The sequence below is a fragment of the Streptomyces mangrovisoli genome (assembly GCF_000974985.2).
Lineage (GTDB): Bacteria > Actinomycetota > Actinomycetes > Streptomycetales > Streptomycetaceae > Streptomyces > Streptomyces mangrovisoli.
Map to the genome: position 1 here is coordinate 21,387 of NZ_LAVA02000014.1, position 20,450 is coordinate 41,836.

General features: G+C 75.5%; 19 protein-coding genes. 9 read left to right on the plus strand and 10 right to left on the minus strand.

Going from position 1 to position 20,450, the window contains the following annotated elements:
• The first annotated feature begins 72 nt into the window (after window positions 1-72).
• The 3 genes from WN71_RS06505 to WN71_RS06515 all read left to right on the plus strand — a co-directional run bounded on the left by WN71_RS06505 (window position 73) and on the right by WN71_RS06515 (window position 2,347).
• Window positions 73-534 carry a cyclic nucleotide-binding domain-containing protein gene (locus tag WN71_RS06505; RefSeq protein ID WP_046585460.1) on the plus strand — a complete coding sequence of 154 codons (462 nt, stop codon included), beginning with the start codon at window positions 73-75 and terminating at the stop codon, window positions 532-534.
• Complete coding sequence (locus tag WN71_RS06510; RefSeq protein WP_046585461.1) at window positions 531-1,223, plus strand: CBS domain-containing protein; 693 nt, start codon at window positions 531-533, stop codon at window positions 1,221-1,223. Before WN71_RS06505 ends, WN71_RS06510 begins: the two co-directional genes overlap by 4 nt.
• Window positions 1,224-1,450: 227 nt before the next feature.
• The gene (locus WN71_RS06515) at window positions 1,451-2,347 is read left to right on the plus strand and encodes a class I SAM-dependent methyltransferase (RefSeq protein WP_046585464.1); all 897 of its coding nucleotides are present in this window, start codon (window positions 1,451-1,453) and stop codon (window positions 2,345-2,347) included.
• 89 nt (window positions 2,348-2,436) lie between these two features.
• Here the strand turns inward: WN71_RS06515 and WN71_RS06520 are convergent, their stop codons facing one another.
• On the minus strand, window positions 2,437-3,258 hold the full coding sequence (locus WN71_RS06520) for a universal stress protein (protein ID WP_046585466.1): 822 nt from the start codon (window positions 3,256-3,258) through the stop codon (window positions 2,437-2,439).
• Between the two features lie 338 nt (window positions 3,259-3,596).
• Here WN71_RS06520 and WN71_RS43175 point away from each other — a divergent pair, with 338 nt between their 5' ends.
• Window positions 3,597-5,270, plus strand: coding sequence for a phosphoribosyltransferase family protein (locus WN71_RS43175; RefSeq protein ID WP_079177686.1), 1,674 nt, complete (start codon window positions 3,597-3,599; stop codon window positions 5,268-5,270).
• Window positions 5,271-5,389: 119 nt separating this feature from the next.
• Here WN71_RS43175 and WN71_RS06530 read toward each other — a convergent pair whose 3' ends face one another.
• Window positions 5,390-5,854: a cyclic nucleotide-binding domain-containing protein gene (locus WN71_RS06530; RefSeq protein ID WP_046585471.1), complete on the minus strand. Its 465-nt coding sequence runs from the start codon at window positions 5,852-5,854 to the stop codon at window positions 5,390-5,392.
• Between the two features lie 462 nt (window positions 5,855-6,316).
• On the opposite strand from WN71_RS06530, the gene WN71_RS41760 reads away from it, so the two are divergent.
• Window positions 6,317-8,266, plus strand: a complete 1,950-nt coding sequence (locus WN71_RS41760) for a PAS domain S-box protein (protein ID WP_206300028.1) — start codon at window positions 6,317-6,319, stop codon at window positions 8,264-8,266.
• 186 nt (window positions 8,267-8,452) lie between these two features.
• Here the strand turns inward: WN71_RS41760 and WN71_RS06540 are convergent, their stop codons facing one another.
• Entirely contained in the window at window positions 8,453-10,195 is a 1,743-nt protein-coding gene (locus WN71_RS06540; protein WP_046585473.1) for a GAF domain-containing sensor histidine kinase, read from the minus strand.
• 228 nt (window positions 10,196-10,423) lie between these two features.
• Window positions 10,424-11,116 (minus strand): response regulator, encoded by a 693-nt coding sequence (locus tag WN71_RS06545; RefSeq protein WP_046585535.1) that lies wholly within the window; start codon window positions 11,114-11,116, stop codon window positions 10,424-10,426.
• 434 nt (window positions 11,117-11,550) lie between these two features.
• Here WN71_RS06545 and WN71_RS06550 point away from each other — a divergent pair, with 434 nt between their 5' ends.
• From WN71_RS06550 to WN71_RS06560, 3 genes are all read left to right on the plus strand, one after another.
• A complete protein-coding gene (locus tag WN71_RS06550; protein ID WP_046585475.1) occupies window positions 11,551-12,003 on the plus strand; it encodes a hypothetical protein in 453 nt (150 codons plus the stop codon).
• Window positions 12,004-12,038: 35 nt separating this feature from the next.
• Window positions 12,039-12,677, plus strand: a complete 639-nt coding sequence (locus WN71_RS06555) for a CBS domain-containing protein (protein WP_046585478.1) — start codon at window positions 12,039-12,041, stop codon at window positions 12,675-12,677.
• Window positions 12,678-12,996: 319 nt separating this feature from the next.
• Window positions 12,997-13,449 carry a pyridoxamine 5'-phosphate oxidase family protein gene (locus WN71_RS06560; RefSeq protein WP_046585481.1) on the plus strand — a complete coding sequence of 151 codons (453 nt, stop codon included), beginning with the start codon at window positions 12,997-12,999 and terminating at the stop codon, window positions 13,447-13,449.
• Between the two features lie 107 nt (window positions 13,450-13,556).
• On the opposite strand, the gene WN71_RS06565 is transcribed toward WN71_RS06560, so the two are convergent.
• The 5 genes from WN71_RS06565 to WN71_RS06585 all read right to left on the minus strand — a co-directional run bounded on the left by WN71_RS06565 (window position 13,557) and on the right by WN71_RS06585 (window position 17,939).
• Entirely contained in the window at window positions 13,557-14,531 is a 975-nt protein-coding gene (locus WN71_RS06565) for an ATP-grasp domain-containing protein (protein ID WP_046585482.1), read from the minus strand.
• A gap of 457 nt (window positions 14,532-14,988) precedes the next feature.
• Window positions 14,989-15,606, minus strand: coding sequence for a DoxX family membrane protein (locus WN71_RS06570; RefSeq protein ID WP_046585536.1), 618 nt, complete (start codon window positions 15,604-15,606; stop codon window positions 14,989-14,991).
• Between the two features lie 163 nt (window positions 15,607-15,769).
• On the minus strand, window positions 15,770-16,558 hold the full coding sequence (locus WN71_RS06575; protein WP_206300029.1) for a universal stress protein: 789 nt from the start codon (window positions 16,556-16,558) through the stop codon (window positions 15,770-15,772).
• 209 nt (window positions 16,559-16,767) lie between these two features.
• Window positions 16,768-17,214, minus strand: a complete 447-nt coding sequence (locus tag WN71_RS06580) for a pyridoxamine 5'-phosphate oxidase family protein (RefSeq protein ID WP_046585484.1) — start codon at window positions 17,212-17,214, stop codon at window positions 16,768-16,770.
• The gene (locus WN71_RS06585) at window positions 17,214-17,939 is read right to left on the minus strand and encodes a helix-turn-helix domain-containing protein (protein WP_046585487.1); all 726 of its coding nucleotides are present in this window, start codon (window positions 17,937-17,939) and stop codon (window positions 17,214-17,216) included. The genes WN71_RS06580 and WN71_RS06585 overlap by 1 nt, the downstream gene beginning before the upstream one ends.
• A gap of 301 nt (window positions 17,940-18,240) precedes the next feature.
• Between WN71_RS06585 and WN71_RS06590 the strand changes: the two genes are divergently transcribed.
• Window positions 18,241-18,807 carry an Rv1733c family protein gene (locus WN71_RS06590; RefSeq protein WP_338058676.1) on the plus strand — a complete coding sequence of 189 codons (567 nt, stop codon included), beginning with the start codon at window positions 18,241-18,243 and terminating at the stop codon, window positions 18,805-18,807.
• Window positions 18,808-19,001: 194 nt separating this feature from the next.
• On the opposite strand, the gene WN71_RS06595 is transcribed toward WN71_RS06590, so the two are convergent.
• A complete protein-coding gene (locus WN71_RS06595; protein WP_046585490.1) occupies window positions 19,002-20,372 on the minus strand; it encodes an alpha-lytic protease prodomain-containing protein in 1,371 nt (456 codons plus the stop codon).
• Between the last annotated feature and the right edge of the window lie 78 nt (window positions 20,373-20,450).

The window sequence follows — 20,450 nt, forward strand, 5'->3', positions numbered from 1 at the left end:
GGCCCATGGAACCCCCGGCCCCGGGCGACGAGGCTGAAGGTGTCAGCTCCGTCCGTCACCTGGAGTCACGTCATGAACGCTCCCACCACGACGACGAGGGCCCAGGCGCTCCCCGCCGGGCAGCTCCGGCGGCTCATGGCCCTCGCCCGCGAGGTGTCCTTCCCCGCGGGCACGCGGCTGTTCGAGGAGGGCGGCCACGCCGACCGCTTCTGGATCGTGCGCACCGGCACCGTCGACCTCGACCTGCGGGTCGGCCGCCGCGCCGCCGTGATCGAGTCCCTGCGCCACAACGAACTCGTGGGCTGGTCCTGGCTGTACGCGCCGCACGTGCGGCACCTGGGGGCGGAGGCGGCGAGCCCGGTGCGGGCGTACGAGTTCGACGCGGACGCCGTGCGCCGCATGTGCGCCGAGGACCCGGAGTTCGGCCGGGACGTCTCCCAGTGGGTGGGCGGCGTCGTCGCGCACCGGCTCCAGGCCGCGCGCACCCGGCTGCTGGACCTCTACCACCCGTACGGCAGCGGAGGCCCGCGATGAGCGCGGACCCGGTCACCGACGGGGCGGCGGGAGGAGCCGCGGTGAAGCCGTTCCCGCACATCGTGAGCGACGTGATGACCCCGGCCGTGGCCACGGTCGGCCGCGACGCCCCTTTCAAGGAGATCGTGCGCGCGCTCCAGGAGCACGCGGTCAGCGCGCTGCCCGTGCTGGACGACGCGGGCCGGGTCGCCGGGATCGTGTCCGAGGCCGACCTGTTGCCCAAGGAGGAGTTCCGCGACGCCGACCCCGACCGGCGCACGCAGCTGCGCCGGCTCACCGACCTCGCGAAGGCGGGGTCCGTCACCGCGGGTGAGCTGATGACCTCGCCCGCCCTCACCGTGCCGCCGGACGCCACCCTGGCCCGCGCCGCGCGCGCGATGGCCCGCGCCCGGGTCAAGCGGCTGCCCGTCGTCGACGAGTCGGGCGGGCTCGTGGGCATCGTGAGCCGGGGCGATCTGCTGAAGGTGTTCCTGCGCCCCGACGACGACATCGCCGAGCAGGTGCGCCGCGAGGTGGTGGCGTACCTGTTGCCCGCCCCGGCGTCCGCGGTGCGCGTCGAGGTGCGGGAGGGGGTCGTCCATCTCTCGGGACGGGTCCGGGACACCTCGCTCGTCACCGTGGCGACGCGCCTGGTGCGGGCGGTGGAGGGCGTGGTGGACGTGCGGTTCACCCTCGACGTGCCGCAGTGAGCCGGGCCTCGGGCGCGTGACCCGGCGCGTGACCCGCCGAAAAAGTGGCCGTGGCGTCCGCCGGGAAGGCCCCGTCCCGGGCCCCGCTCCCGGCGCGGAGGCGATGTCGCGGTCCCCGCGCCCGCCGGTCCCGGGGGCCGTCCCCCGGTCCCGCGGCCGCCCGTCGGGCGCCCCGGCCCGAAGGACGCCCGGACCCGCGCCGACCGGCGTGCTGCCAGGGTGATCCGATGGATCGACACATGCGCACGGTGGACGATGTGCTGCGGCTCCTGGACGGCCTGTTCGCGCCCGGCGCCGACCGCTGGACGCGGGACGCGGGCGCCTCCTGGTGGGACGGCTTCTACGCGGACCGCGGTCGGCCCGTACCGTTCTTCGCGGACAAGCCGGACGAAAACCTCGTCGCGTACGGCGAACGCGGCCTGCTGGACCACCGCGCCTCGCACGGCGAACGCGGCCCGCTCGACCACCCCGCCGCGCACGGCGAACGCGGCCCGCCGGACAACCCCCTCGCGCACGGCGCACGCGGCCCGCTCCGACCGGGCCGCGCCCTGGACCTGGGCTGCGGCCCCGGCCGCAACGCGCTGCACCTGGCGTCGCTGGGGTTCACCGTGGACGCCGTCGACATGTCCCCGTCCGCCATCGCGTGGGCGAGGGAACGGGCCCGCGCGACCGGGGCCGAGGTCCGCTTCGTATGCGGCGACGCGTTCGCGCTCGCGGACGGCGGGACCCTCCGGGGGCCGTACGACCTGATCTACGACAGCGGCTGTTTCCACCACCTGCCACCGCACCGACGGATCAGCCATCTCGCTTTCCTCGAACGGCAGTTGGCGCCGGACGGACTGTTCGGACTCGTCTGCTTCGCCGCCGGCGGCGGCATGGGCTCCGAGGCCCCGGACGCGGACTTCTACCGCCGGGGCACCCTCGACGGCGGTCTGGCGTACACGGAGGAGTCGCTGCGCGGGATCTTCGCCGGACTGGAGGTGGTCGAGTCACGCCGGATGCGCGCCGAGCCCGCGCACTCCGCCCGCTTCGGCGAGTCCTACCTCTGGACGTCCCTGTTCCGGCGCGTGCCCTGCCCACCGGTGAGCGGGACGACGCCTCGGCGCGATGTCCTGCGGCCCTGAACGGCCGCCGGACGGAGCGCCCCCGCCTCACGTGGGGGCTCTTGGCCTCACGTGGGGGGCGCTCCGCCCGGTGGGCCGTTCCGTTCCCGTCACGCGATGCCGGGCACGACGGCGACCGGGCAGTACGCGTGCCGCAGCACCGGATGCCCGGCCGGGCCCCGCCCCGCGCCCACCACCACGAGTCCCGCTCCCGCGCTCGCGTCGGTGAGGGCGCGCCGGGGGCGGTGCCGGATCCAGCGCGAGCGCACGGTGACGTCCGGGTGCCGCTTGCGCAGCGCCGCCAGTTCGGCGGTCGTGGCCCGGTGTCCGCGGCCGGGGCGACGGCCGCCGGGCAGGTGCAGGATCTCCAGGTCAGCGCCGCGCGCCGCCGCCTCGGCGAAGGCGAACCCTGCCGCTTCCCGAGCCGCCGGTGAACCGTCCTCGGACAGCACGACGGGCCCGGTCGCACCCGGCCTGCCGCACACCACCAGCACCGGGGCGCCGCCGCGCGCGGTCAGGCGCCCGGTGGTCCGTCCGGGCCCGCGCGCGGTCAGGACGGGGCCCGGCCGTCGGCCGATCACGGTGAGGCACGCGTCGCGCGACTCGGCCGCGAGCACTGCGCCGGGCTCCCCGAGCAGGACCTCACGGACGATCGTCAGCCGTGGCGCGACCCGGCGTGCCCGGTCCTCGGCACGGGTGAGCACCTCGGCGACCGTCTCCCGCAGGCCGTCGCCGTCCGGGTCCCAGGGCGGGACCCCCACCGGCACCCGGTCCGACCAGGTCAGGACGTACGTCAGCCGCAGTGCGGCCCCGCGCCTGCGGGCCTCGTCGGCCGCGGCCTCCACCGCGGTCAGGCTCGCCGCCGAGCCGTCCACCCCGACCACCACCGGGCCCGGGCCCGCGTCCTCGTCCTCGTCCGCACGACCGCCCATGTCGGCTCTCCCCTCCTGCGCCGGTCCGGTCGGGTCCGTCCGGCTCCCGAGGAGTCCAGCGTCCGTGCGTGACGCGGGCCGCGCAGGGGGCCGTACGGTCCCGGACCCCGCCGATCGGCCCCTGCCCTCGGGGCCGGCGCGGTCGTCGTCCGTACGGAAGGCCGGAAGGCCCCTTTCCGCTCACGGAGAGCACACGGGTGCCGACTCACGGCCGAACGGCCCCCCACAGGGGACCGTCCGCCCCTGCCGGAAACCGCCCCGAGGGGGTCCAATGGAGGAAGGCGGTAGGAAAGGAAGAGGCGGTTCCGCCGCTCGGCGTGCGCATGAGGAGGTGTCCCATGCCTTTCCGGAACCGCAGGGAAGCGGGCCGGCTGCTGGCCGGCCGCCTGGAACGGCTGTGCGGCCAGGACGTGGTCGTACTCGGGCTGCCACGGGGCGGCGTACCCGTCGCCCACGAGGTGGCGAAGCGGCTCGGCGCGCCCCTGGACGTGTTGATGGTGCGCAAACTGGGCGTGCCCTGGCAGCCGGAGCTGGCGTTCGGCGCGATCGGTGAACAGGGCGTGCGCGTCCTCAACGACGACGTGATCCGCCGCAGCCGGCTGGGCTCCGCCGCGCGCGCGACCGTGGAACAGTCCGAGCGCGCCGAGCTGGAGCGCCGGGTGCGGCACTACCGCGACCGGGACGCTCCGGTCCCGGTCGCCGGACGCACGGTCGTCGTCGTGGACGACGGCCTGGCCACCGGCGCGTCCGCCGAGGCCGGATGCCGGGTGGCCCGCGGCCGGGGTGCGGCCAGGATCGTCCTCGCCGTCCCGGTCGGACCGGACGACTCCACGGCCCGGCTGCGCCGGGTGGCCGACGAGGTGCTCCGCCTCGAACCACTGCGGGCCCGGCAGTCGGTCGGATCCGTCTACGACGACTTCACGCAGGTCACCGATGCCGAGGTGGCGTCCCTGCTCACGCGCTCCGCACCCGCGGCGGCGCCGTCCCCGGACCGAGGTCACGACCGGGACCGGCAGCACGACGGCGACCGGGACCGCGACCCGGACCGGTCCCGGGACCGGTCCCGGGATGACAGCCGGGACCAGGACCGGGGCCGGAACCGCAGCCGGGACCTGAGCCCGGACGAGAACCAGGACGCGGTCCGGAGCCGAGACGAGAAGGCGGCCCCGGACCGGAGGCGAGACCAGGACCAGGACCGGGACCAGAACCGGGACCCGGACCGGAGCCGGGGCCCGGACCGGAACCGGGGCCCGGTCGCGGCGGTCTCCGTCCGATCGGACACCGCGCCGCCGGCCCGCGCGCGCTCGGCCGACCCGCCCTCGGCGGCCGACGCGCCCTCGGGTGCCGCGCCGCCGGACCGGGATGTGCTGGTGCCCGTGGGCTGCGTGCGCCTGGCCGCCCGGCTGGCGGTCCCGGACGGGTCCAAGGCCATGGTGGTCTTCGCGCAGGGCAACAGCCGGCACAGCCCGCGCAACCGGCATGTCGCGAGGACGCTCAACCGGGCGGGGCTCGGCACGCTGGTCCTCGACCTGCTCACCGACGACGAGGTCGGCAACAGCCACAACGTCTTCGACATCATGCTGCTCGCGCGGCGGCTGAACGCCGCCACGCTGTGGCTGGCGCGCGAGACGGGCCTGCCGGTGGCGTACTTCGGCGCCGGGACCGGCGTGGCCGCGGCGCTGGAGGCCGCCGCGGTACCCGGCTCGGACATCCTGTCGATCGTCTGCCGGGGCGGGCGCCCCGACCTGGCACCGCCGGCCGCGCTGGCCCACGTACGGGCGCCGACCCTGTTCGTGGTGGGCTCCGGCGATCCGCGGATGCTCCGCCTGAACCGGCTCGCCGCCGACTGGCTGGGCTGCGAGCACCGGCTCAGCGTCGTCCCCGGGGCCACCCATCTGTTCCCCGAACCCGACGCGATGGCCACCGTCGCGCAGCTGGCCCGCTCCTGGTTCACCAGCCACCTCGGCCGCCCGCCGGCCACGGCCGCCTCCCCGACCCTCCGGCCGGTGTGAGGCCGGCGGCACGGCGACACGGAAATGCGCGGCCGGTCGAACCGGCCGCGCTCGGTGTGCGGCGCATGGCGCATGACGTACGGCTGGCGCATCACGACGTACGGCGCCCGGGAAACGGATCAGCCGCGCGCCCCGCTCCCGTACGGCGCGTACAGGTCGAGCAGGCTGGTGCGGGCGGCGAGCAGCCGGCCGGCGACGACCTCGCCGACCCACAGCGCCACCGCCTGGCCGAGTTCGCGGTCGTCCGCGCACATCCGGCGGACCATGTCCGCGTCGAACATGTCGGCGCGCACCGCACTCGCCGTGGTCGCGCCGAGCTGCCACACGTGCGGCGCCAGCAGCCACGACCAGCCGACGAGATCGCCGGGGCCGAGTTTCCCGATGACGGCGGGGCGGCGTCCCGGTACCCGCAGGTCGAGCTGGACGGCGCCGGACCGGATGATCCAGAAGCGGTCGGCACGGCCGCCCTCGTTGAACAGCCGGACACCCTGCGGGAGATCCACGGGTTGGGCCGCGACGAGCAGCCGCTCACGGAACTCGGCGGGCAGGGTCCGGTGCAGACGGGGTGTGGTCGCGGTGGTCATCGTGCGCCTCCTCGTGCTCCGTCCGGCAGGCCGGTCCGGCATGCGCCGTCCGCTCAACAGCCGTACTTCTTAAGGCTGTTGACCGTCCGGTTGATCACCTCGTGGTCGTTTGCCTTCGGGCTCTTGCTTCCGGACTATGCCTTCTGGCAATTGCCTGACGATCTACGGCCCCGCGGACTTCGGCGTTCCGCCGTACGGCCTCTGCTCCCACGGTCGGACATGACATCGCGCCGCACATGGGCCGAAAGGTCCCTGCTTCACCGCCGGTGGTCACTTCCGGGCGGGCCGGACGCCCCACCCCGGTCAGGTGACGGCATGTCCACGGCCATGTGACGACGCTGTTGCGACTTCGTGACGGACAGGATCTGGCAGTGTACGGACAGTAAGCGACAACCCGGGGCGAGGCGGCGCCGGAGGCGCTGGGATGTGCTCGACCGTCGTGCGCAGTGAGGGGTGGCGGGCATGGCCGACTTCGTCGAGACGGAACAGACCTCCGCGGTAGGGGTGGCGGACCGGTGCCAGTGCGGCGCGGTCCTGCGGGAGGCGGGGCCGGGCGCCGCCGAGGAAAGGTTCCGCGGGCTGCTGGAGGCCGCCCCGGACGCCATGGTGATCGTCGACGACGGCGGGATAATCAAGCTGGTCAACGCCCAGACCGAGGCCCTGTTCGGCTACGGGCGGGCCGAACTGCTGGGCCGTCCGGTCGAGTTGCTGATGCCGCACCGGTTCCGGCCGCAGCACACCGGCCACCGCAGCGGGTACGCGGCCAATCGGCAGGTCCGCCCCATGGGCGCCGGGCTCGATCTGCTCGGACTGCGCAAGGACGGCACCGAGTTCCCGGTGGAGATCAGTCTCAGCCCGCTGGAGACCACCGACGGCCTGCTGGTGTCGGCCGCCGTACGCGACGTGAGCGACCGCAAGGCCGCCGAGGCCCGCATCAACGAACTCGCCGCCCTGGTCGAGTCGTCGCAGGACGCGATCCTCGCCAAGACCCTCGACGGCTACGTCACCTACTGGAACGCCGCCGCGCAGGATCTCTACGGCTACACGGCCGAGGAGGCCATCGGGCGGCACGTGTCCTTCCTCGCCCCGCCCGACCTCGAGGACGAGATCAGCGCACTGCTGGAGCGGCTCCGCGACGGCGAGAAGGTCGAGCACTTCGAGACGCTGCGGGTGACCAACACCGGCCGGATGCTGGACGTCGACGTCACGCTGTGGCCGACCCGGGACACCGCCGGCACGGTCGTGGGCGCCTGCGCCATCGTGCGCGACATCAGCGACCGCAAGCGCGCCGAGGCGGAGCTGACCGTGCTGTACGAGCAGCAGCGGCACATCGCGCTCACCCTTCAGCGCAGCCTGATGGGCACCCCGTCGGCCCTGCCGGGACTGGCCACGGCGAGCCGCTACCGGCCCGCCACCCAGGGCGCGGGCGTGGGCGGCGACTGGTTCGACCTCATCCCGCTGGGCGCCGACCGGGTCGGCGTGCTCATCGGGGACGTGATGGGCCGGGGGCTCGAAGCCGCCGCCGTGATGGGCCAGTTGCGCTCGGCGGCCCACGCCCTGGCGAAGACCGGTATGCAGCCACGGCAGTTGATGCAGGCGCTGGACACGTGCGTCGCCGACCTCGACGTGCCCGACCAGTTGGTCACCTGCTGCTATCTGGTGATCGCGCCGGACGCGGGGACGGTGACCGTCTGCTCCGCCGGCCATCTGCCCATCCTGGTCTCGGGCGCCGGCGACGGGGTGCGGGCGCTCGCCTCTCCCGTCAACGCGCCCCTCGGCGTGGGCGACGTGCTGTACGAGCAGTCCTGCACGGAGATAGCGCCCGGCGCCACGCTGGTGCTGTACACCGACGGCCTGATCGAGACGCCGGGCAGCGACATCGAGGTCCGGATCGGCGAACTGACCGTCATCCTGGAGGAGTTCCTCACGGGCACCCCGTGTCTGGAGGCGGCGGCCGACCATGTGCTGGCGAGCCTGCTGCCCGACGCCGAGAGCCACAACGACGACGTGACGCTGCTGTTCGCGCAGCTGCCGGCCGCGCCGCTCGCCGCGCTCACCACCGACCTGCCGGCCGAGCCGGCGTCCGTGCCGGAGGGCCGGGCCTTCCTGCACAAGGCGCTCACGTCGTGGAACTGCGCCGAAAGCGCGGACGACGCCCTGCTGCTGCTGTCGGAGATGCTCACCAACGCCGTCCAGCACGCCGAGGGGCCGCTCGGCCTGCATCTGCACCGCACCGCCACCGACCTGACCGTGGAGGTCAGCGACCGCAGCCTGCAACTGCCCCGGCCGCGGATCGCAGGCGAGGACGACGAGTCCGGACGCGGACTGATCCTGGTCCGCGCCCTCGCCACCAGCTGGGGCGTACGCCCGACGGACGAGGGCAAGACGACATGGTTCACCCTGCGGCTGTGAGGGTCCCTGCGGCTGCGAGGAGTCCCGGCGGCCGTGCGGGGTCCCGCCAGTCGGGATGATCCCGGCGATCGCGAGGTTCCGGCGGTCTCGAGGATCCCGGCGGCCGCGAGGGTCCGATCGGGATCGTCCCGGCGATCGGGATCGTCCGGGCGGTCGCGAGAGTTCACCGCGGCCGCCGGGCCGCCCTCACAAGGCTCCGCGCCCCTCCCCCAGCGGCACCCGCCACACCAGCGTCGTACCGCCGCCCTCGGGGGAGTCCACGGTCATCGAGCCGCCGAGCTGCTCCGCGCGCTCCGCCATGTTGCTCAGCCCGCTGCGGCGGCCCCCGGCCGGGATCCCCACGCCGTCGTCGGTCACGGTCAGGCGCACCTCGCTCCCGTCCGTGACCAGGGAGACATCGGCGCGCCGGGCGTGGGCGTGCCGGGCGATGTTGGTCAGGCTCTCGGACAGGACCGCGACCACGTGGTCGGCGATCTCACGGGGCACGTCGGTGTCGATCAGGCCCTCCATCCGCACACCGGGGGCGAACCCGAGCACGGACCCGGCCTCGCCGGCCACCCGGACGGCCTGGGCGCGCAGCCCGCTGCCGGTGCCGCCGCCCTCGCGGGCCCGCAGCCCGAAGATCGTCGAGCGGATGATCTTGATGGTCTCGTCGAGGTCGTCCACCGCGCGGGACACCCGCTGGGCGGCCTCCTCGTGCTCGATGAACCGGCCCGCGCTCTGCAGGGTCATCCCGGTGGCGAACAGCCGCTGTATGGCGAGGTCGTGCAGGTCACGGGCGATGCGGTCGCGGTCCTTCAGCACCGCGACCTCCTCGGCGTCCCGGCGCCGCTCGGCGAGCTCCATCGCGACGGCGGCCTGCGCGGCGAACGCCTGGAGGGTCTCCGTCTCGGTCGCCGAGAACACCGGCCGGCCGCACTCGCGGGCCAGCAGCAGCACGCCCCGCGGGCCGGCCTCGCCGGTGCCGATGGGCACGGCCACGGCGGGGCCGAGGCCCTCGAAGCGGCGCGGCTCCCGGGAGATCCGGTCGTCGTGGGCGGCGTCGTCGGTGGTGACGGGGGCGGCGCCGGCGAAGGCGAGCCCCATCAGGCTGGTCTCCATCGGCAGCACGAGTCCGCGGTGCGCCTCGGCGTCCAGGCCCGCCGCGACCTCCACGCCGAGGCGGCCGGTGCCCTCCAATGGCAGCCCGACCGCGGCGAGCGCGGAACCGGTGATCTCCCCGGCCCGTTCGGCGATCATGCCGAGGACCTCGCCGCTGCCCACGCCGGACATCAGGTTGTGGGTGATCTCCGCGGTCGCCCGCAGCCAGCGCTCGCGCAGCCGGGACTCCTCGTAGAGACGGGCGTTGTCGATGGCGACACCGGCCGCGACGGCCAGCGTCGACAGGACGGCCTCGTCCTCCTCGTCGAACTGCGCGCCGCCGCGCTTCTCGGTGAGGTACAGATTGCCGAAGACCTGCTCGCGGACCCGGATCGGGACGCCCAGGAAGGTGTTCATCGGCGGGTGGTGCGCGGGGAAGCCGTAGGAGGCCGGGTGCTGGGAGAGCTTCGCCAGCAGCAGCGGCTCGGGGTGACGGATCAGCTCGCCGAGGATGCCGTGCCCCTCGGGGAACGGGCCGATGGCGGCGATCTCCTCGTCGGTGACGCCGACGGTGTGGAAGGCGGACAGGCGCGTGCCGTCGGGGCCGATCACGCCGAGCGCGGCGTACTCGGCGTCCACCAGCACGGCGGCCGCCTCGACGATGCTGTGCAGCGCCTGCTCCAGGTCGAGCTCGCGGCCCACCGAGAGCACCGCCTCCAGCAGGCTGTGCACCCGGTCGCGCGTACCGCGGGCCGCGTCCAGCCGCGCCTGGAGCTCCTCCAGCAGCTCGTCGAGCCTGAGCTGCGGCAGCCGTACGCGGGCGTCCTGGGCCTCCTCGGCACGTCCCACCCGTGATCCTCCTGTCCCACCGCGGACCCCGTGTCCGTCCGATCGGTCACGGCCACGGTAACGGTCCAGGCCGGGAGGGCGATACGGGGTCCCACCGGGAGGGGGATGCCGGGACCCGCCACACGGCGGATCCGGAACCGGAGGACCGGCAGGTCGGCGGCCCGGAAGGCCGGCGAGCCGGAAGGCCGCGGGGTCGGGCGGGGCGGCCGTGCGCCCCGGGCGGGGCCGTCAGTGGCCGGAGGCGCGCAGCCGGTCCTGGGCCTGGGTCGCGATGACGGCGGCCTGGATGCGGCGCTCCACGCCGAGCTTGGCCAGCAGCCGCGAGATGTGGTTCTTGACCGTCTTCTCGGCGAGGAACAGCCGCTGACCGATCTGCCGGTTGGTCAGCCCCTCCCCGATCAGGGCGAGGATCTCCCGTTCCCGGTCGGTGAGGCCGGGCAGCGCGTCCGGCTCCTCCTCCCGCTGCTGGTCGTGGCGGAGCCGGGCCATGAGCCGGGTGGTGGCGCTCGGGTCGAGGAGCGACTGGCCCGCGGCGACGGTCCGCACCGCCGAGACCAGGTCGGAGCCCTGGATCTGCTTCAGCACGTACCCGGACGCGCCCGCCATGATCGAGTCGAGGAGCGCCTCCTCGTCGTCGAAGGAGGTCAGCATCAGGCAGGCCAGCTCCGGCATCCGGGAGCGCAGTTCGCGGCACACGCTCACGCCGTCGCCGTCCGGCAGGCGCACGTCGAGGACCGCGACGTCGGGACGGAGGGCCGGGACGCGTACCAGGGCCTGCTCGACGGTGGCCGCCTCGCCGACGACGCTGATGTCCGGCTCGTCGTTCAGCAGGTCGTGCACCCCGCGGCGCACCACCTCGTGGTCGTCCAGCAGAAACACCCTGATCGGTCCGTCCTGGCCGGCCCTCGGGCTGTCCGCCATCGGATGCTCCATCTCTTGCGTTGTTCCCGTACGTCGTCCCGTACGGCGTCTTCTGCGTCGTCCGCCGGGTCCGCCGCCGTCCGGTCGGACGCGCCCCTGGCGTGATCGTCCGGCCGGGCCCACCACGGCCCCCGAGGGAGATCCTTCCCGCCCCAGGGCCGAATGGCCAGGGCCGGTCGGCCCTATTGGCACGGCGGGTCGTCCCCGTGGGGCACGTGCCCCGGCAGGTCGTCCCCGCCGGGCACGCGCCGCGGCAGGTCGTCCCCGCCGGGCACGCGCCCGGCAGGTCTCCGGCCGGCACGCGCAGGGCCGGTATGCCCCCGGGGCCGCCGCAAGGACCCCCGGCCCCGCCCGCCGGGCCGGGCGGCCCCTGTGGCCCGCGGGACGGGCGCGACAGGCTGGAACCGCTCAGGACGACCAGAGGAGTCGATCACATGACCACCAGGGACACCGCGCTCGGCACGGACACCGCGGACATCGGGCCCACCGTACCCACCGCGCGCACCGCCACCCACGCCCCGGTCCGCGACGAGGTGCTCGTACGCGCGGAGGGCGAGGTCGGCGAGGAGGCGCTCACGCGGGTGCGGGACAGGGTGAGCGCGGCTCTCGACCGCCCCGGGCTGCCCGCCGCCCGCGGCGAGGTACGGATCGTCCGGGCGAGCGCGCACCACGCCGAGCACCCCTGGTACGCGTCGGCGGAGATCCGGCTGGGCGGCGACCTGCTGGTCGTGCACGCGCGGGAGGCCGGACCGCACGCGCTCGCGGAACGGCTCCACGACCGGCTGCGCGCCCGGGTGGAGCGGGCCGCGCACCGCGCGGACACCGCCCGGCGGTCGGCGGCCCCGCCCCCGTGGCGGGGCGGCCCGGCACGGGACCGGCAGGAGTAGCCGCCGTCGCGGCGGACACGGAGGAGGCAGGCGCCATGAAGACGCACACCGTCGGCGAGGTGATGACCAGCGACGTGGTCCTGGCGCACCGCGGAACGCCGTTCAAGGAACTGGTCCGGCTGCTGGACCGGCACCGGATCGGCGGCCTGCCGGTCGTCGACCACGACGACAAGGTGCTGGGCGTCGTGTCGGGGACGGATCTGGTGCGCGCGCAGGCGCACCGTCCGCCCCTCGGCCCGTCCGGTCCGGCCACCGCCGAGCAGCTGATGTCGACACCGGCCGTCACCGTCCACCCGGAGCAGCCGGTCGCCGGCGCCGCCCGGGTGATGGAGCGGCACGGCATCGAGCGGCTGCCGGTGGTGGACGAGGAGGACCGCCTCATCGGCATCGCGACCCGCCGCGACCTGCTGCGGGTCTTCCTGCGCAGCGACGCCGCGATCCGCGCGGAGGTGACCGACGAGATCGTGGTGGGGCTGCTCGGCCTGGCGCCGGACGCCGTCACCGTGTCGGTCCACTCGGGCATGGTGCTGCTGGCGGGGCGGGTCGGGAACGGGGACGACATCGTCCCGGCGGTCCACGCGGCCTGGCAGGTGGACGGGGTGGTGGGCGTGGTCAACGGGCTCACGGCGCCGGACGCCGCCGCGCCTCCGCGCGCGGGCCGAGGCGGGACCTAGGGCTGCACGAGGACGGGACCAACGGTCCTTGGACGCGGCCGCCGGTCGTGCCACAGTGGAGACCGGGAGCGGCACCGATCCCCCGCGGTGTCGCTCCCTCTCGTGTGCCCAGGGCCTTCCCCGTGCGCACACGCTTCCACGGTGCACGGCACCGGGCCGCCCGGCCCGTCCGTCGCACCCCCACGGGGTCGTCCGGGACCCCGATGAGGGCCGATCGGCCCTGGTACGCGAGGTGTCCGCCGCGATCGAATGGACGGATCACCCATCCGCAGCCGCGCCACGCGCACGGCGTGAACGACGAGAGTGTACGGAAGCCATCATGGCCCTCGACCACGTCAAGCCCCTCCCCGCGGGCCCCCGTCGCAGCGTCGCGCTCACCAGCGACGAGGCCCTGCACCTGCTGGCCGGCGTCTCCTTCGGCCGGGTCGTCTTCACCCAGCACGCGCTCCCCACGGTGCGCCCGGTCAACCATGTCCTGGACGGCGGCGACATCATCATCCGCACCCACGAGGGCGCCGCGCTCAGCTCGCGCGCCGGGCAGGCCGGCGAACCGGGTGTGGTGGTGGCGTACGAAGCCGACGACATCGACCCGCTGAGCCATGTCGGCTGGAGCGTGGTGGTGACCGGCTACGCCCACCTGGTCACCGACCCCGCCGAACTCACCCGGGTCCGGGCCCTGTTGCACCCGTGGGTGGACCGCACGATGGACTACGCGGTGCGTATCCGTCCCGGCCTGGTCACGGGCATCCGGCTGGCGCCGGCCGACGACTGACGGCGCACGGCCGGCGCGGGATCGGCCGCGCGGCCGTTGCACGAGCCGTCCGGGCCGACCGGCACCGGCCGGCCGGGACGGCGACGGCCGTCCGCCGCGTCCGGCGGCTACGCGGACGGCGCGTGGTGCAGCGCGCGCCGTCCGGGAGCGGCGCGGTCCAGGGCGTCGAGGTGCGCCTGGATGTACGGCACCGCCACCGCCTCCAACTCGCCCGGTACGAAAGCCGGGTGGACGTTGACCTCGAATACCACGCCCCCGTTCTCGACGGCCAGGTCGACGCCCGCGAAGGGCAGCCCAACCGACTCCGCGGCCCGGACGGCGATGTCGGCGAGGCACGGCGGCAGGGTCTGCGCGGTCAGATGGACCGGCGTGGCGCCCTGGCAGGTGTTGCACGGGGTGTCGGGGTTCGGCTGGACGTGTTCGCGGGCGTGGACGACGCGGTCGCCCATGACGAAGACCCGGAACTGGTGGCGGTCGCCGTCCGCGGTGATGTTGCCCGCGTCCCGGGAGAGCAGCCAGTCGGTGCCGCGGTCGGCGTAGAAGGCGGCCGCCCGCCGCAGATGGGCCTCGGTGGTGACGTGGAAGGTGTCGTTGCCGCCCGTGCCGACGACCGGCCGGGCCCAGGTGTCCCGGCCCAGTTTCCCGAAGGCGGCGGCCGTCTCCTCGGCGCTCGGCCGTGACAGCACGACGGTCTCCATCTGCGGGATGCCGTCGCGCGCGAAGCGCTCCACGGTGAGGTCCTTGCGGGTCGCCGTGCGCCAGGCGGCCGGCCCCGCGTCGAGGGTGACCGCGCCGTGCCGGGCCAGGCGCCGCTGGAAGGAGCTCAGTTCGGCGCGGCGCTCCGGCGGGATCTCGTACAGGACGACGATGTCGGGTACGAGGTCGAGCCGTTCGGGGCGGACGTGCAGGCGTAACCGGTCGCCGTCACGCACCGCGCGGCCGCCGCCGCCCGGTGCGAAGTGGCGGGCGTCGATCCGCACCGGCGGTGCTCCCGTGAGCAGGTGCACGGCGTCCGCGAGATAGTCGCGGCAGCCTTCCGGCGAGGTGGGGTCGGCGATCAGCGCGATGGACGGTCGGGGCACGGCAGCCTCCAGCGGAAGGGAGCGCAGCGGTACCGCGCACACTCGGATGCGCGGCCCGAGCGGTTCACGGATGTGGTGTGTGGCAGGTGCGTGGCACGGGGGTGACGCGTGTGCGGCAGGTGGTGCGGCGGGTGCTCGGCGCCGCGAAGGCGCGGGTGCGGCGCGGCCGGACGGGGCCGGACGCGCGGCGGTCGCCGGGCGGGGCCGCCCGGCGATCCGGCCCGGGGCACCGGGCCGTGGCGCCACACTGTAGGCGTGTGCGGGAACCGGTGGCAGGGCGCACGGACCGGGGGCGCCTGCCCCGCGCCCTGCGCCATCTGCACCCGCCCGTGCGCCCTGCGGGAGTCGGCCGCGTCGACCCCACGAGGGCCCCACCGCACGCGGAAAGGGGCGCCGCCCCACGGGAATCGCTCCCGTGGGGCGGCGCCCCCTCCTCCTCGGGCCGGCCGGCCCCGGGTCACAGCAGCCAGCGGTGACGGCTGACGATGGGCAGTCGCGCCCACACCTTCCCGAGTCCCCAGGTCGCGCCGGCGCCGGCCGCGGCGAGCGCGATCAGGACGAGGGCGTAGACGACGTGGTAGTCGGCGAACGGGTTCGACGACATGCTGAGCGAGCCGTCGGACAGGTGCCGCGCGGGCGGCCATTCGGCCATCCACATCAGCGCCATCATCGCCGTCCCCGCCACCGCGGCCAGCCGAAGCGCGACCCCGGAGACGAGCGCCACGCCGACGCCGAGCAGACCGAGCATGAAGAGCCAGTCCGCCCAGCCGGCCCCGGCCCAGTCGTGGAACGTGGACCGCATCGGTCCGGCCGCCACCGAGCTCAGGAAGCCCTTGGTCGGCGAACCGCCGTCGATCCAGCCCTTGCCGGACGGGGTGGCGTAGCCGAAGCCGAACGTCTTGTCGAGGAAGGCCCACAGGAAGACGAAACCGGTCAGCAGGCGCAGCCCGGCGAGGACGTACGCGCGGGTCGCCGTCGTCGCGGCCGTGTCGGTGGCCTCGGCCGCCGTCCCGGTGCCTCGCAGGAACGAGAAGCGGAAACCCATGTGACGCTGTGGGTGGTTGCTCACTGCCATGATGTCCATCCCCTCCGATGGGACTGTCTCGCCGGGTTGTTGCCTCTCTCGGTACGACATCAATGTCCCGCCCCGGCGGCGCCCGGCGCAGGGGCTGCACGGCCCGCGCGGGGGCCCGAACGTCCCTACCTTCAGGCCCACTTGGGCACGCGGAGGGAGCGGCTCACGGGCGCTCGGGGACCAGCGCCACCGGGCAGTGCGAGCGGTGCAGGAGCAGGTGGGCGCAGGAACCGGGATGCGGCCCCGGCCGGCCCGCGAGCCGCCGGAGGCCGACCACGACGAAGGCCGCCTCGCGGGTGGCCTCGATCAGCGTGCGGGCCGAGACGCCCTGCCCGGTGCGCGTGCCGTGTCCGGTCGAGCCGGCCGCCTCGTAGGCGGCCTGGACGGGGACGAGCCGCGGCACACCCACGGCACCCGGGCGCGGCGCCCGCAGCGGCACCCCGCGCCGCCGCGCCTCCGCGGCGGCGAACGCGGCCGCCGCGGCGCCGGTGTCACCGCCGGGCACCAGCAGTACCGGCAGGCGGGCGTCGTGCGGCCGGTCCCCGCAGGGGCGGTCACCGCGCGCGACCAGCAGCGGCCCGTCGAGCCGGGTGGCCAGCCGCAGCCCCACCGAACCGAACAGCAGCCCGCCGACCCGACCCGGTCCGCGCACCCCGACGACGGTCAACTCCGCGCCGTCGCTCTCCCGCGCCAGCGCGTCCACGGCTCCGCCGGGGACGGCCCTGGTCTCCACCGGCAGCCCGGGGTGCCGGTCGTGCACGCGGGAGACGGCCGCCGCGAGGATCGGCGGCGCCTCGTCAAGATCCGGCACGGCGTACACCACGCGCACCGCGGCGCCGCGCCGGGCGGCCTCGTCGGCGGCGAGATCGAGCGCGCGTACTGCGGACATCGATCCGTCCGCCCCGACCGTCACGTGACGGAGTGTGCCGGTCAGCACATGAGGGAGTGTCATGTCCCGAGTCCCTTCTGAACCGTGCCGCTGCGCCGCGGCGAGCCACGCCGCTGGGACCGGACCCCGTCACGGCCCCTGGTCCCGGCGGCTGCCGGACGATGTTGATCCGCGACGGACGGCGAGGGCCAGGGGCCGGACGGCCCTCGCGTGACGCCGCCGGTCCCGGGGTGCCGGGGACGCCTGAGGTGCGGGAACGGCGCCGGTCCCGGTCATCCGGACGCGCCGAGGTCGACGCCGTACATGCTGCGGCCCGCCACCAGTTCGCGCCCCGTCACGAGTGCGGGCTCGATGCGGACGAAGACCTCGCACGGGGACGGCACCCAGCAGACGGGGCCGGTGCGGGTCAGCCGTCGGCACTCGGCCGGGTCGGTCACCACCGCGGCCCGGCCGGTGACGACGACGCTCCAGCCGGCCTGCGCGACGACGTCGACGTCGTCCGCCTCGAAGGCGACGACCACCCCGTCGATCGCCCGGACCAGTTCGGAGGCGGCCGAGGTGCGCAGCACCACCGCGCCGTCCGGGTCGAGGCGGAAGTTGACCGGCAGCACCGCGGGCAGCGCCTGCCGGGTGTGCACGATGCGCCCGACCGGCACCCGGGCGAGCAGACCCAGACACTCCCGCCGCCCCAGTTCACGGAATCCGTCGTTGGGGTACATCAGCGGCCGTCCCCGGGCGGGCCGGCGACCGGTTCCGTGGTGATCCGGCGCCCGGTCACGCTCGACGGCTCGATCCGGATCCACAGCCTGCGCCGGCCGCCCGCCCAGGGTTCGGGGTACGGCCGCCCGGTCGGCCGCCGTACGACCTCCGCGGCCGCCACCGCCCGCGCCGTGCCGCGCACGAGGACGCTCCAGCTCGCGCCGAGGGTGTCGTCGACGCGGTCGACCTCGAAGGCCACCCGGTGCCCGGCGGCCCGCGCCGGTACGGTGCCGGGGGCCGTGCGGTAGACGACCGCCCCGTCGACGACGCCGTAGTTGACCGGCACGACGAGGGGGCCCTCGGGGGTGGTGACGGCGACGCGGCCGACGCCGTGGGTGCCCAGCAGGGCCCGGCACCGCTCCTCGGTCAGCTCCCCGAACTCGGGCTCGCGCGCCGCTCGTTGCCGCCCCGGTGGCCGCTCCGCGACGCCCCCGGCGAGTTCCGCGCAGGAGGTGCCGAGGGCGCCGGCCAGCCTGAGGAGGGTGCCGCGCCCGGGAGCGGCGCCGGGGCTCTCCTCCAGGTACCGGAGGTAGCCGGGGGCCATGGCCGCGCGGGCGGCCGTCTCCTGCCGGGTCAGGCCGAGCCGGGCGCGGCGTCCGGCGATGCGCCGGCCGAGGTCGCCCGCGAGGGTGCCCGTCCGGGCGTCCGGGGCGGCGGGGGCGGCGGGGACGGATCGTGCGGTCATGATCGGCTCACTCCTTCCCGGGGCGTTCCCGGGGGCGTCGCCGGTCCGGTCGTACGGACGGGCCCGGCCTGCGCGTTGCACCCCGGTCCTCCGAGCTTGTCCGCGGGGGCCGGGGAGCGCATGGGCCGGTCGGCCCTCATCCGCCGCCGACCCGGTGGAGGGGGCCGAAAGGCCCGGCGGGGGCGGGCCCGACGACCCCGTTCGGCCCCCGACGGCACCTGACCGGCCCCTCCCCCGCGCCCGCGCCAGGTGCCACGGTCGGAGCGGGACCACGAAGGGGAGGTGCGGTCCGATGCGCGCCATGCGTACGACGCGACTGTGGTGGAGATGGCGGCACAACCCGCTGCGCAGGCACGACGACACCGTCGAGGCGTGGCTGGTCCTCGCCGTCTGGCTGGCCGTCGTGGTGGGCGGCGGCCTCGCGGGACTGGCCGCCTACCGGGCCACCGACGTCACGCTGGCGCACCAGCGCGCCGAACGGCACACCGCGACGGCCGTTCTGGTCTCCGGCACGCTCAGTTCCGAACGCGCGGACGGGTCCGGTCTGCGGGTGTCGGCGACGGTGCGCTGGACGGCGTACGACGGCACCGTCCGCACCGGCAGCACGCTGGTCGGGACCGGGCGGAAGGCCGGGTCCGCGGTCACCGTGTGGCTCGACGCGCAGGGCAGGCTGACCACGGAGCCGCCGAACTCGCGGGAGGCGGCCCTGGAGGCCGGGCTGCTGGGCTTCGGCGCCGCGACGGGCGCCGCCGGTGCCGCCCTCGGCGCGGGTGCGCTCGCGAGGTGGCGGCTGGACCGGCGCCGCTACGCCGCCTGGGACGCCGAATGGAACCTGGTCGGACCGCTCTGGGGACACCGGACGAGCTGAACGCCCTTCGGTGGCAGGCCGGTTCACGAGAGCGGGGCAGCGCCAAGCAGTCGGGGCAGGAGGGGGCCGAAGCGCGGGTGGGCCGTCCCGGTGGCCGGGACGGCCCACACTCCGCGGTCCGCGTCAGGCGCGGCGGCGGCTCACCTCCGCGCGGCCACCGCCCCGCGGGCGCCGGCCGCGCGTCGCGGACGGGGTCACAGGCGCTGCCAGAGGGCGGGCGTGGACTCCGGGGCCCAGCCGCTCTGCGCCTGGTGGGCCTGGAGGGCCCGGTAGCGGACCGAGCCGCGGGTCACCACCGCGCCGACCTGGTAGACCCGTCCCGCGCTCCACACGCCGGACGCGCCGCTCTGCCCGGGGACCGACGCGGTCTGGCCCGCGGTCGTGAGGGTCAGGCCGAAGTCGCTGAGGATCGGGTTGACCGGCTGGAAGAACGTCGTACCGCCGCGCGTGCAGTCGCCGGAGCCGCCGGAGGTGGTGCCCTGCGCCTGCGAGCCCGCCAGGAAGGGGCCGCCGGAGTCACCGGGCTCCGCACACACGTTCGTCTTGGTCAGGCCGGACACCGTGCCCTGGGGGTAGCTGACGGTGGTGCCGAGCTGCTGGACGGTGCCGCAGTGCCAGCCGGTGGTCGATCCCGATCGGCACACGGCCGCTCCGACGACCGCCTCGGCGGAGCCGGTGACCTGCACCTTCTGGCCGTCGGCGGCCTCGACGTCGGGGGTGGCGGTCCAGTTGGCGTTCACGCCGACCCAGGACATGTCCTTGCCCGGGAAGGTGGATGCCTCGAAGGTGCCCTGGGCGGACATGTCGTAGCCGGTGGTCGTGTCGCCGGGCGTACCGCAGTGGCCGGCCGAGGCGAAGCCCTGCTGCGTGCCCTTGGTGACGGAGAAGCCGATGGAACAGCGGGCCGCCGCGTTGATGTAGTAGGCGTCGCCGCCCACGAGGTCCTTGAAGAGCCGGGGCCGCTGCGCGGACTGGCGGAAGGCGGTCCGGTCGGTCCCGGCGCCGGCGGCCCGCACGAACGCGGTGGCGGCGCGGCGGCTGGTCGCCTCGACGACGACGCGGTTCGTGGCGACGTCGACGTACCAGGTGGGCGTGGCGGCGGTGCGCACGCGCCCGGCCGCCGTGTCCAGCTTGCGCTGTGCCGCCTGGAGGTCGCCGAGGTTCCAGCGGACGACGACCGGCTTGGCGCCCTGCGCCCGGATCAGGGCGGCGTCGGCGCGGTCGGTGGTGGCGACGGTCAGCGCGTCGGAGGTGGCGCCCCCGACCCAGGCCCCGGCGAAGCGGGTGCCGAGGGCGTTGTGCAGCAGACCCGCGCGGGTCCCGGCCTCCGCCTCGTTGACCAGGCGGGTCTGCGCCTGGGCGTGGGTCAGTCGCAGGTCGTGCTCCAGCGCGCGCAGCATCCCGGGCGCGGGCCTGTCGGCGCCGAGCGTGTGGGCGGCGCTGGGCGCGGGACCGCGGTCGGGCCGGGGCGCGGCCTGCGCACCCGGTTGGATCGCGGTCAGGACGAGCGTGCCGAGCGCGGCCAGGGCGGCGCTGCGGCCGACCACGCGATGTCTGCCTGCCATGCGGCATACCTCCAGAAGGGGCGGAAGGAAACGGATCCATCGGTAGGTGGAGCCCCACAGCCCTTGCCGCCCCGCCCC